Below are 12,448 nucleotides of genomic sequence, written 5' to 3'. Positions count from 1 at the left end.
TTATTTGGTGTGTAGATATAGGAATGAAAGTCAATTAAACTAGCTTGAGACTAGATTAGACTGATTTCATTTTATAAATAGTTGGTCTGGAAATGCCTGTTTGTTTTGATATTTCAGTGATAGAAGAATCCTGTATCAATAGCTGACAGACAGTCTGGTACACAAGCCGTTTTTGTGGATCTTTTGAGTCGGGAGTGTATTCAGCAGGACGCCCCTTGTAAATTCCTTGCTTTTTTGCGAGTTCAATACCTTCTTTTTATCTTTCCTCAATTTTTTCATGTTCATTTTGAGAAATATAGCTTAACAGAGAAAGAAACATGTCAAATATTGCCTTATCTAATAGGTTATTCCCTGTATCAAAATTAAGGAATGGAGCAGTTAAAATTTTTATTTTTACACTCTTAGAACGTAATTCTGAAACGGTTGCTTTGATGTCATCATAGTATCTTCCCAATCAATCTATGGAGGTAACAACTAGAATATCATCTTGTCTAATAAACTTAAGCATTTTTTGAAACTCTGTTCGATTAGTATCTTTACCGCTAATTTTCTTTTCAAATAGTTTATCTACTTTTTCGTCTGACATCTGTTTTAATTGTCGATCCAAATTCTGTTTTATGGTTGAAACTCGAATATAGCCAACTTTCATTTTATTCACCTAAACTTTTACATATTTATTTTATACGTATTATTTACAATGAAAACATTATATCGCAAGCATCATGGAGTGCCAGCACAAGGTATACCATAAATGAATAAAATCTATTGCTCTATACTTCAAAAGATGTATAATATAGTCTTACAACAAAAGATGTATGAAACGTCAGAACGGAGTTAGGGATGCAAGATATTCGAGAACTGGGTCTAATGACCTTTAGCCAAGCCAGTGAACGATGGGGGAAAGAAAGGAGCTATGTGCAGCAGCAGTACAATAAGTATCCAAAAAAATTTCTTGTTGGAACTGTTGATCTGTTGAAATCAGAAAAAAAAGATAGAGGTACATATGTTATTACTAGACAAGGTATGGAGTATCTGACTAGTAAAACTGAAGAAGAAGCAAATAGAGCTCTATGGATAGTTATTGTGCAGCATGGAACTAATATTATTGATGAACATGCTTGTTCTTCTGAAAGAGAGGCTGAGGAGCTAATGAAGAAGATTGCTATTTCAAAGGTTCAAGCAAGCAGTGCAGCTGAGACTATTCATTGGAATTATTTAGATCAACAGAAGAAAAATTACGGTGTGAAGATTCCAGGGGGACTAATGGTTTACTACAAAAAGAAAACATAAGGGTGAGAGAATGGAATGAACACTGGAAGAGATTCAATTGGATTTTGAAAAAAGAAAGGGTACTAAAGGACTAGCTGAGGAATTGGCAAATAATGAAGCTATGTCTTTGTATCGAGAAATTCCTGCGGCAAGAACGGATCATGATTAACTATAGTCGTAAATAAAATAGGCAAACGATCGGATTTCTAAGTGAACAACAGATTATTTTTCGCTCCAGATTTCACTAAAATGGATACAGAGGTGATAAAAATGTCAACATTGGAAGAAGCAATTCTAGAACTAGCAAATGCAAAGTGTACGAATCTGCAATTAGACCAGTTAGACCGATTTTTCTTTGACACACCTGAGATTGAGAAATTGTTGAAGGTAAGCAGAACACAAGCCAGCCGAGCAGCTAACCGACTTGTTGAAAATGGGTTGTTGGTTAAAGTGAATACAAGGCCGGTTTTATTTTTAGCCAAAGAGATATTTGAGCAGCACTTTAAATTAAATTTGAATAAGGAATATGAACGAGTGCAGGAAATCGCCGAATTGATAAAAAAGGTGCCAGCTGAACGAGTTTTTGAACAAATGATTGGTTGGGATAAAAGCTTATCTGAAGCATTGGAACAATTACGAACAGCTGTCTATTATCCCGAGAATGGATTGCCAATCATGCTGGCAGGAGATACGGGAGTTGGGAAAAGCTATTTTGTACAAGTAATGTATGAATATATGATTAAAGCTGGCATACTACCATTTGATGCTCCTTTTAAAGTGTTGAACTGTGCACAATATTACAATAATCCAGAATTATTGTCGGGATTTTTATTTGGTTACACAAAAGGAGCTTTTACCGGAGCTTATGAGAATCATACTGGATTGTTGGAGGAAGCCGATCAAGGATTACTTTTTTTAGATGAAGTCCATCGTTTAAATGCTGAAGGACAAGAGAAGCTTTTTACTTTTATGGATAAAGGAAGGTTTACACGAATTGGTGACATAAAACCGTATAAAGCTAAGGTGCGTTTAGCGTTTGCAACGACAGAAAAATTACAGGGATTTTTGCAAACGTTTTTAAGAAGAATTCCGATTCATATATACGTTCCAAATATGGAGGAACGGGGAGTTATGGAAAAACGTCAAATGCTTGAGTACTTATTTGATAAAGAAAGTCGCAAGCTGAACCAACCGATTGAGGTTACACCACGAGTAATGAATATTTTAATGCAGACACACTATGAAGGAAATATTGGAGAAATTGAGAATACGATCAAATACTCCTGTGGTAGTGCCATTGCTCGTAATGAACAGACTCAGGTGAAAATTCAGTTTCGGGACTTACCTCAAAAAATCTATGCTCGTAATACCAAACAAGAGCAATGGTCGACCTTTGAAGGATCTAATCTTATTTTTTCCGGTTCTCATGAAAGGAGGTCGGTTTCCAGTCGAGCTAAAGAACTGACCAGTTTTATTTCTCAAGTGGTACTGCTATATGAACGTTATGATACTGGTGAAGAAACTTTTTATGAATTGAAAAAACAATGGTCACAACAGGTGACACAGTTTATGGATGAGCTAGTGTACCAGGATAACTATGCTAGCCATATGTCATTGGAAAAATTCATTTCAACGACAATGCAAGAGATTTTTAGGGAACTAGATTACCAAACAAAATTTCGCTATGACGGAAATTTTGTACTGTTTTTCTCTCATTATATTTATCGGTATGTATTAAAGGGAGAAACAGATCAGTTAACTTTACCTGAGGGTTTAAAACAATTGGTTACTGAGAACTATCAATTAGAGAGAGGTGCAATAAATAAACTATTACCAGAAGTAGATAAGAGGCTCGATTTAACTTTTAATGAGGTAGATCATTGTATGTTTGTCCTTTTCTTATCAACTCTAGAACAAGCCGAACAACAAGCTGATTTGAATGCCCTTATTTTGGCTCACGGATATGCGACTGCTAGTAGTATTGCCAATGTTTGCAATCGAATGCTGGGTAATGCAACATTTTCTTCCATTGACATGCCGATTGAGGCTGCCTTGAGTGACATTAGTGAAAAAGTTCGTTTATACATAGAAGAAAATTTGGTTAATCGTGGATTAATAATTTTAATTGATATGGGTTCTTTGAACATGATTTATGATCAGTTGAAGCAAGATATTGAAATTCCGATTCTGTTTATTGATCAGCTGGGAACCTTGCTGGCTTTGGAAATCGGCAATCTAATTCAGCAAGGCAAGGAGCTGTCGGAGATTGCAGATCGGATGAAAGAGGTTGCTGCACCGAACGTTCAGCTCTTTCAACCGCAACGCAGTAAACAGAAAGCGATTATTACTACCTGTTTTACTGGAATTGGGACAGCTGTGCAAATTCAAAAGCTATTGTATGACTGTTTAAAGGGTATAGTGGATATTGAAATTATCCCAACTGAATTTCATGAGCTTAAGGAGAACGGTATCAGTTCGGCTGTAATTGCCAAGTATGAGATTTTAGCAATTATAGGCACTGATGATCCACAAGTACCAAAAGCAAATTTTGTCTTTCTAGAGACCATTATTTCCGGTGAAGTTTCTAGTGAAATCGCAGAAATTTTCCAACGGACCTTGGCTGAGGAAGATATTCTAGAAATTAATAATCGTCTGGTGAAAAACTTCTCTTTAATTCGAGTGATTGATTATTTGACTATTCTGGATACTAAGAAAACTCTGGAACTCGTGGAAGGCTGTATTAGACAACTGGAAACGCGCTTGTTTTTGGAATTGTCCAATGCTCGCAAAGTTGCTATGTACGTGCATATTAGTTGTATGGTGGAACGTTTGATTCGTCATTCTGAAATTATGGACTTTCCTGATTTGGAGAAATTCTCTTATGAGCATCAAAAGGAAATTCAAGTGATTCAGGAAGTGTTTAGTGTGCTGGAGAAGATATATAGTGTGACAGTTCCTCTCACAGAGATCGGATATATACACAATATCCTTTATAATCCGTAGCGTGCCAACTAATGGCACGCTTTTTGCTTTGTAATAGAAGTGAAGGAGGGATTTACTTGAAATATTTAATTGCGACACATGGTGAGTTTTCAAAAGGAATCATTGACAGTGTCCAACTAATTATCGGGGAAGATATAACGATTGATTATTTCTGCATGACAAAGTCGAAATCTTCTGAAGATGCTTCTCAGGAAGTAAAACAATATTTAAAAGGGATAGAGGAGGAACCGTTAATTGTTTTAGCGGATATGTTTGGCGGCAGCGTCGCAAATCTTTTTGCGGAATTTTTATTAGAGGGATATAATTTTCAATTGGTTACTGGAGTAAATTTACCAATGTTATTGAATCTGTTCTTGTCAGAAGGCCCAATAAAAGAACGAATCAACAATAGTTTGGAGGAAGCCAAAAAAGGAATTTTACATGTGAATGCATGTATCGAAAATAAAGGAGGCGTTGAGAGTGACAGTATCATTATTGAGGATTGATGACCGGCTGATTCACGGACAGGTTGCTTTTGGTTGGACCTCATCATTAGGGATTAACACTATTTTAGTTGTAAATGATGAAGCCAAGAATGACCAGATGAAGGCCATGGCATTAAATTTGGCAAAGCCGAGCAATGTAAACTTGTATATTCGCAGTATTGAGGAATCTGGTGAAATTATTGAAAAATTCAGTCACTCAAAAAAGAGCAATGTCTTAGTTTTAGTAAAAAATACAGTTGATGCCCGCAAGTTGATCGAAAATACTGGTAATGTCATCAAAGGAATTAATATTGGCGGCTTACGCTATTACGAAGGCAAACGGAAGCTGACGGACTTAGTGGCGGTTAATGAAGAAGATATTGAAAATCTGAAAGCAATTCATGCATCTGGAGTGGAAGTTGAATTCCGAATGCTGCCAAGAGACAAACGTAAAACATTGGAGGATTTTGATTTATAAGAAAGGAGAAAGTAAATGGTAGCACAAGCATTAATGCTGGGGCTGATAGCAGGGGTCGGAATTTTGGATGGACGAATTTTTGGACAAATGATGTTTGATCGACCACTAGTGACTGGCTTTTTTGTTGGGCTGGTTTTAGGAGATGTAACACAAGGAATTATTATCGGTGCTCAACTAGAATTAATTTGGATGGGGATTGCGGGGATTGGTGCTGCAACACCACCTGATGTAGTAACTGGAGGCATATTGGGAACAGCATTCGCTATTCTTTCTGGAAGCGGTGTTGAAGTAGCGTTGGCGTTGGCAGTCCCAATAGCTGTGTTAGCACAGTCTTTAGGTGTTGCGGTAAGGATTGTCAATACTTATTTTGCCCACAAAGCAGATGCGTATGCTAAAGAAGCAGATTATAGAGGATTGGCTATTTCTATATGGATTCCGGTCTGTCTGTTTTTCTTAAGTACTTTTTTACCAACCTTTTTAGCAATTCTTTTGGGTGCGGACCAAGTTACTAATCTCATTAACGCAGTTCCTGAGGTTATCTTAGATGGAATGAGTATCGCTGGTGCCCTATTACCGGCAATTGGTTTTGCTTTGTTGATGGATATGCTCTTTTCAAAGAAAATGGCACCATTCTTTTTCATCAGTTTCTTGGCTGCTGCATATGGCGGCTTGAATATTACTGCAATTGCTTTGTTTGCGGTCTGTCTAGCATTTATCTTGCATTTTTATATCGAACCGGAAAAAGAAACATCTGATTTGACTCAGGATAACTTAACGGAGGGAGAGATTGACTTTGACTAAGGTAACAAACAAAGAGCTTCGTAGTGTTTTCTGGCGTTCATTTGTCTTACAGGGCGCATTTAACTATGAGCGAATGCAAAATATTGGTTATTGCTATTCTATGATTCCAGTAATTAGGCGCTTATACGGCGAGAAAAAAGATCAATCAGAGGCACTAATTAGGCACCTTGAAATTTTCAATACCACGCCAGCCGTGGTTCCAGCCATCATGGGAATTACCACAGCGATGGAAGAAGAAAATTGTGACAATGTTAATTTTGATGAGCAATCTATCAATGCCGTTAAGGCGTCATTAATGGGGCCGTTAGCTGGAATTGGAGATTCAATTTTTTGGGGAACTTTGCGAATTATTGCTGCCGGTATTGGTGTTTCAATTGCGAAAGACGGTAGTGTTTTTGGACCGATACTATTCCTTCTGATTTACAATTTCCCAAATTTTCTTGTTCGAATTTTTGGTCTGAAACTAGGGTATCAGGTTGGAGTCAGCTCACTGGAACGCCTTCAAAAAGAAGGGCTGATGGATAAGATCATGTCCATAGCAACCATTATTGGATTATCAGTTGTAGGCGGTATGGTAGCGACTATGTTATCGATATCTACACCATTAGAATTAAAAATCAGTGGAGCTGAAATTGTTGTTCAGGATATTTTGGATCAGATTTTACCTAATATGCTTCCGCTGATCTTTACCTTTGTGATTTATAGTTTGATTAAAAAGGTTAGTGTTACCTGGTTGACTATTGGAGTCATCGTTTTTGGAATTTTGATGCACGCTATTGGAATTTTATAAAAAAGGAGAATAGATAAATGGCAACAATTGAAAGCTACATGCTGGAAACACCTGATAGAATGGAAGCTATCATTGAGAATGCTCGGGAATTATTCTCAGAAGTAAAGAAAGCCCGTATTAAACGAGTCATCATTACTGGATCAGGCACAAGCTATCATTCAGGTTTGCAAATGAGTCAAAAAATGCGAGCTTTACTAAAAATGGATGTTTGTGCAATGTATCCATTTGAAATTACAGATACGACTTTTTTAGCAGACAATGAACAAACTTTAGTTGTTGGAATTTCTCAAGGGGGAAGCAGTTACTCAACCTATAACACAATGAAGCTGGCTAAACATCATGGCTGTATGACGGCTTCCATGGCAGGTGTAGATGAAGCCTTTATCGATGAAGTAGCGGATTATGTTTTAACTGTTTCTTGTGGCGAGGAGTTGGCAGGGGCTAAAACTAAAGGGTTCTATTGTACTAAATTGAATTTATTATTGTTCGCTTTGTACATTGGTTTAGAGAAGAGGACTGTCTCAGAAGAAATTTTCAATAGGGAAATTACTGAAGTAAGAGAAGCAATAAAACATTTTCGTGCTGTTTTTGATACATCTGAAATATGGATTGAGAATCACAAGGATTCATTAAAAGAAATTAGAGATATCCGTATCACTGGACCGGCTTCATTATATGGAGATATCTTGGAAAGTGCATTGAAGCTGCTGGAAACTATGCGTTGTCCAGTTACAGGGTATGAATTTGAAGAATTCATTCATGGGATTTATAATGCCATTGATAATGAATCAACTGTTTTCATTTTAGACATTGGTAATGAGTCCCGATCAGATGAAATGAAAAGAATATTATCTGGTTGGAGCAAAACAATATACTTATTTACTAATTATGAATCAGAGAATGCGGATCTAGTCTTACCAACTGTGAATAATAAAGAAATGCTAACCTTTAACTTTATAATACCATTGCAATTAATGTGTGCTAAGATTCCAGTTCTTCGAGGAATAGATCCGTCTATACCGAAAGATCCTCAATTTCATATGAAATTAGGTAGTAAGAAGTTTAATAAGTAGACAAAGCTATTTTTTAACTTTGTAAATGTCCGCTGTTTACGATTTGACGTTGCTTAATCCTTCCAGTGTATGTTCTTTCATTGTCTACACCTTATTTTTCTGTCTATTTAATTGCCGCTTGTCTATCTGATGATTTCATGTAGTAGAAGAGAATTTCTGGGATCAATATAAGCCAACACCAAAAAGAGATGTTATATAAAATAATAAGTAAAAAGAGTAACAGACAGCATAATATTCTACCCCTATCTAGGATAAAGAAATAATTCAATCCCAGATAGGGGTATTTGGGATTGAAAAAGAGGAATGAAGCTCAGCAAGGAAGAAGACTTAGAGCGTGCAGGAAGCTCCCTCAGATACAAAAATCAGTATACGGAATGCAGCAAGGTATTAGGAGGTACGTCAAAAAATGATATGCCAAGTATGAGATAGTGTTTGTTATGCGGACATTTCTAATAAAAAATCAAAAAATCCGTTTCTCAAAAGGATATATTTTTGAGTTGTTATCCACAAGTATGAAGCCAATTATGTTACTGCTTCGCTGGTCTATAGGTTAAAAATATTTTTTATTATGAAATTTCTATAAAAATATTTCTTTGTTTTTTCTCATTTTATCTATTTTATTCTCACAGAAACTCTTTTTTTGTTAAAAAAATGAAAAAAATATATATAGACTTTCAATATTTGTTGTTTTAAAATGAATTTAATATAAAAATAAAAAATAAAAAGAACAGAATAGTATATTTTGGTATATATATTTTTTTGATTGGAAATAATATATTTTTCTATCTAAAAGAGTGCTTTATAGTCTTGGAGATGATAAAAAATATTTTTTTGTTTATTATAAATAGGGTTTTTAGTCTGTACTATTAAATTAGTTGTATTAGTTCGTCAGCGGTTTATTTGTTGGTCTATAGATTAAACATAAGTTTTTTCATTATAAACCCCCCATAAAATCAAGTGTTTTCGTTGTTCTTTTTCATTTTGTCCAATTTATTTTCGCGGATATTTTTTGTGGAAAAATAGTATATATACTTTAAATATCTATTGTATTAAATTCAAAAAAAGGAAAAGGAGGAATCAATTATGAATGTAGGTGTTATTAGTTTATCAATCAAACTTGAAGAATCCTATTCAGAAGAGCTAAAAAAGAATGATATCAATGTGGTTTCCTTGACGATAGAGGACTTTGAAAAAAGAGAGTCTGAATGCGATGGTCTGATTATTTGTGAAGATGCCGTAAAGGATATGGCTCGTACATGCAGTATTTTATTAAAATTAAAAAAGAAACCAAATGCACTTGTGTGGATATTTTCTCCCAATCTGCAGAAGTCCATGCGAAGTATTTATTTACAGTTGGGTGCTCTAGGTACGATGTCTGAAGATTATGAATCAGGGGAACTGCAATTGTTTATCGCCAATAATCTGAATAAACATAAAGTAAGTCGAGTTTATGGAATAGACTATTCGACATTGAGTGAGGAAACTACGGCAGCCACGAAAAAGATTCAGTTAATTCCTAGAAATCAGAGTGTAAAAATTAACGGAGAAAGAGAGATTCTTTTAACGCGGTTGGAATACAAAACAATTGAGCTGCTTTACGAACGTAAAAACAGCACAGTCACTTATAAAGAGTTATTCAAATTAATTTGGAATGAAGGATTTAACGACGAGAAGCATCAAGTGGCTAATAATGAGAAGCATCGAGTAGCTAATTTAGTTTTTCGTTTACGGGAAAAAATTGAGGCAGATGTAGTAAAACCAGAGATTATACTTACTGTACGTTCACAAGGCTACATGTTGAGTCTAAAAGAATAAAGATAGCTATTGAACAAAACACTTTGAAGAGCATCGCGAAGTGTTGCACTTTATATAGGATAGAAAAACGTCAGTTGGAGCTGGAAATACAGCTAGTATAATGGTAACGCTATTATTGAATATGCCGAAAATAATTGGAATTTATCCGGTTTAATATACAACTACATTAACACGGGGTTGGAAGCTGCACTAACAGAATAAAGCAGTGCTTAACATTCAGCAAATTGGAATCATTCCATTTGTATATATATCATATGAAATCTAGGAGGAACAAAAAATGAAATTAAGAAAATTATGTGCAATTGCTTTAGTGGCAACAATTGGAGCAGCAACAGTAGGATCAGCAGCAAGTGCTGCCGAAAACTCTCTGGGATCAGAAGGTACTGTAACAGTAAGCGGCGGTATCATTGACCCGGAAGATCCAGGCAGCATCATTGACCCGGAAAATCCAGAAGGACCTGGAATCGATCCGGAAACACCAGAAGTAATACCAAACCCGGATATTGAAAGCAAAGGGATTATTGCAGTTTCTAATCTAAAATTTGGCAGTGTTGAAGTTGGGACAACTTTTGTAAATGCTAAACCTATTATCTTGATTGGTGAGAATGATGGAGAAGATGAGGATAGCGAAGAAACAGATGAAACACGTGGGATGCGTGCGGATAGTGAAACACGTGGGAATATCGTATCCTTTGGTGATGTGACTGGTTCATACACTGGGTATACAATCACCGGTGAATTGACAAGCCAATTTACAAACGATACAACAACGCTTAATGGCGCATCAATCACATACACAAACCCACTATTGGCAACATCAGGAACAGGAACAATTGCAGCGGCAGTTCCGGCATCCGTTGTATTGAGCACAGAAGAAGGTGCACAAACATTTGTTTCTGCAGAAGAAGGCGAAGGAAGCGGTCTATGGACATTGGAATTTGGTCAAAGCGCAACTTCTGAATCAGGTACTCCTGGAACAGATGCAAACTCTGTGCAATTGGCTATCCCCGCAAGTGTTGCATCTGCAATGACTGTAGGAACATATACTGCAACAGTTACTTGGACAATGGGTGCTACTGCATAATAAAGAATCATTAGTCTTATGGGGGAAATATGAAAAAAATCACTAGACTATTAGGCGTAGTAACGTTTGTGCTGGCGATAGGATATATATATGGAGAAGAAACGCCAATTGAAGCTGAAAACAGCGGATTTTCTCCAATACAAATCGAGTCGAAAGTGCCAATTCCTATGGAACGAACAGCTATAGAACATGTCCAAGCTGATGAAGAAAGCAACCTATTTACTGGGGAGAATGATGAAACAGGTTCTGTAATGAACGAAGCGCTTTGGTATGTGGACAGTGCAGGAGAGGAATTTGCCTTAACATTGGAGTCCGGCAATCAGCCTGTTTATACCAATGCCTCTGGCAGTACCTTTGATGTCACTGGTACATGGGGCGATACATCATCAGAGCCCGGATTGAAATTAGTTGCAGACCCAACCAAAACCACGATGTCAAGTACCGGTACCTATTCTGGTGTGGTGACTTGGACAATCATGGCTGGACAACCGTAGAAGGGAAGGAAAAAAATGAATATAAGAAAAGCTTTCCTCCTGAGCCTTGCCCTGTTCCTGGTTGGTATAGCTGGGTTCTCGCCAACTGCATTGGCAACAATGGGTGCTGGAGGGCAAGTCAAGACTAAAGGACAAATTACATTTTATGAGGGAACTATTGAATCATCACTACCGGAACCATCGACCGCTGAACCAACGCAAACTTCCAGCAGCCGTGCAGTGACAGTAACAAAACCACAAGGAGGAGGAACCCTTCCCAGCACAGGTGAAATTGTACAAAAGTACAGCCTGATGGGAGCAGGTCTAATCGCGGCGTTGATCGCCTTCCTTCTCTTCCGTCGGAGAAAGAAGGAGGAGCTATGAAACTTATTACTTATTTCAAGTGTTCGCTTGCTCTGCTTCTTTTCACCGGTATGACGGCAGCTGTTGGAGAACAGGCCTGCGCTTCCAGTCTGGATGACAGGGGTTTTGTAAGCGTGGAAGGTAAGGACATCAGTCCGCCTGTTGATCCGGAAAAGCCGGGGAACGAAGTCAATCCCGGTGAAGGACCATCCACCCTCGGTGATCTCAGAATTGACTTTGTTTCCAGTCTGAATTTTGCGGCGGCTGAAATAACAGAGACGAATCGAACGTATGAGTCATTGGCCCAGCTGTTTCACAGTGATACGGCTGCTCGCGGGTATTATATCCAAGTGAGTGATTTTCGTTCGGAACCCTCCGGGTGGTCGTTAACCTTGTCTCAGGATACACCATTTACCAGCTCGATCATTCAAACGCTTGAGGATCAGAGCTTAAAGGGAGCAGTATTGTCTTTTGGCAATGGTTGGGCAAATTCGGCTGGAAACAGTCAAACGCCAACGGTTAGTCGGGATACTTTGATTATCAATGAAATGAACACAGCGTATACCGTGGCAGTTGCTGGAAGCGGTCAAGGGAAAGGGGTTTGGACGATTGCCTTCGGCGCATCAGGTGAAAATACTTCGAATCAGGAGAACACTCTGACTGCGTTGACGGATAAAAATGGCAATGCCATTATTGATCCAATCTTTAACAAGCCCAGCTACAGTAATTCAGCAGTATCATTAAGCGTACCGGAAACGATTAATATTCATCCGGTTCAATATACCACCACATTAACGTGGGGGTTGGAAGCTGCACCAACAGAATAAAGCAGCAC

The 12,448-nt window shown here is 37.5% G+C and carries 12 protein-coding genes and 1 pseudogene; 12 read left to right on the top strand and 1 reads right to left on the bottom strand.

Annotation, left to right across the window (positions count from 1 at the left end; genetic code table 11):
* Window positions 1-55: 55 nt before the first annotated feature.
* Window positions 56-649: pseudogene (locus IW492_RS03360) on the bottom strand (recombinase family protein).
* Window positions 650-840: 191 nt separating this feature from the next.
* Here IW492_RS03360 and IW492_RS03355 point away from each other — a divergent pair.
* The 12 genes from IW492_RS03355 to IW492_RS03300 all read left to right on the top strand — a co-directional run bounded on the left by IW492_RS03355 (window position 841) and on the right by IW492_RS03300 (window position 12,440).
* The gene (locus IW492_RS03355) at window positions 841-1,290 is read left to right on the top strand and encodes a helix-turn-helix domain-containing protein (RefSeq protein ID WP_202065180.1); all 450 of its coding nucleotides are present in this window, start codon (window positions 841-843) and stop codon (window positions 1,288-1,290) included.
* Between the two features lie 249 nt (window positions 1,291-1,539).
* On the top strand, window positions 1,540-4,272 hold the full coding sequence (locus IW492_RS03350) for a sigma 54-interacting transcriptional regulator (protein ID WP_202065178.1): 2,733 nt from the start codon (window positions 1,540-1,542) through the stop codon (window positions 4,270-4,272).
* Window positions 4,273-4,328: 56 nt separating this feature from the next.
* A complete protein-coding gene (locus IW492_RS03345) occupies window positions 4,329-4,757 on the top strand; it encodes a PTS sugar transporter subunit IIA (RefSeq protein WP_202065175.1) in 429 nt (142 codons plus the stop codon).
* A complete protein-coding gene (locus tag IW492_RS03340) occupies window positions 4,732-5,214 on the top strand; it encodes a PTS sugar transporter subunit IIB (RefSeq protein ID WP_202065173.1) in 483 nt (160 codons plus the stop codon). The genes IW492_RS03345 and IW492_RS03340 overlap by 26 nt, the downstream gene beginning before the upstream one ends.
* A 15-nt stretch (window positions 5,215-5,229) precedes the next feature.
* On the top strand, window positions 5,230-6,015 hold the full coding sequence (locus tag IW492_RS03335; protein ID WP_202065171.1) for a PTS mannose/fructose/sorbose/N-acetylgalactosamine transporter subunit IIC: 786 nt from the start codon (window positions 5,230-5,232) through the stop codon (window positions 6,013-6,015).
* Window positions 6,008-6,805, top strand: a complete 798-nt coding sequence (locus IW492_RS03330; protein WP_202065170.1) for a PTS system mannose/fructose/sorbose family transporter subunit IID — start codon at window positions 6,008-6,010, stop codon at window positions 6,803-6,805. Before IW492_RS03335 ends, IW492_RS03330 begins: the two co-directional genes overlap by 8 nt.
* Window positions 6,806-6,822: 17 nt before the next feature.
* Window positions 6,823-7,878, top strand: a complete 1,056-nt coding sequence (locus tag IW492_RS03325; protein WP_202065169.1) for an SIS domain-containing protein — start codon at window positions 6,823-6,825, stop codon at window positions 7,876-7,878.
* Between the two features lie 1,083 nt (window positions 7,879-8,961).
* Complete coding sequence (locus IW492_RS03320) at window positions 8,962-9,693, top strand: winged helix-turn-helix domain-containing protein (RefSeq protein ID WP_202065160.1); 732 nt, start codon at window positions 8,962-8,964, stop codon at window positions 9,691-9,693.
* 277 nt (window positions 9,694-9,970) lie between these two features.
* Window positions 9,971-10,777 (top strand): WxL domain-containing protein, encoded by an 807-nt coding sequence (locus tag IW492_RS03315; protein ID WP_202065158.1) that lies wholly within the window; start codon window positions 9,971-9,973, stop codon window positions 10,775-10,777.
* A 29-nt stretch (window positions 10,778-10,806) separates the two neighbouring features.
* The gene (locus tag IW492_RS03310) at window positions 10,807-11,271 is read left to right on the top strand and encodes a hypothetical protein (protein WP_202065156.1); all 465 of its coding nucleotides are present in this window, start codon (window positions 10,807-10,809) and stop codon (window positions 11,269-11,271) included.
* Between the two features lie 15 nt (window positions 11,272-11,286).
* Window positions 11,287-11,634 carry an LPXTG cell wall anchor domain-containing protein gene (locus IW492_RS03305; protein WP_202065154.1) on the top strand — a complete coding sequence of 116 codons (348 nt, stop codon included), beginning with the start codon at window positions 11,287-11,289 and terminating at the stop codon, window positions 11,632-11,634.
* Window positions 11,631-12,440 (top strand): WxL domain-containing protein, encoded by an 810-nt coding sequence (locus IW492_RS03300; RefSeq protein ID WP_202065153.1) that lies wholly within the window; start codon window positions 11,631-11,633, stop codon window positions 12,438-12,440. The genes IW492_RS03305 and IW492_RS03300 overlap by 4 nt, the downstream gene beginning before the upstream one ends.
* Window positions 12,441-12,448: the final 8 nt, after the last annotated feature.

The organism is Enterococcus sp. BWB1-3 (assembly GCF_016745275.1).
GTDB lineage: Bacteria > Bacillota > Bacilli > Lactobacillales > Enterococcaceae > Enterococcus_L.
This window is presented reverse-complemented; position numbering and strand designations above follow the sequence as displayed.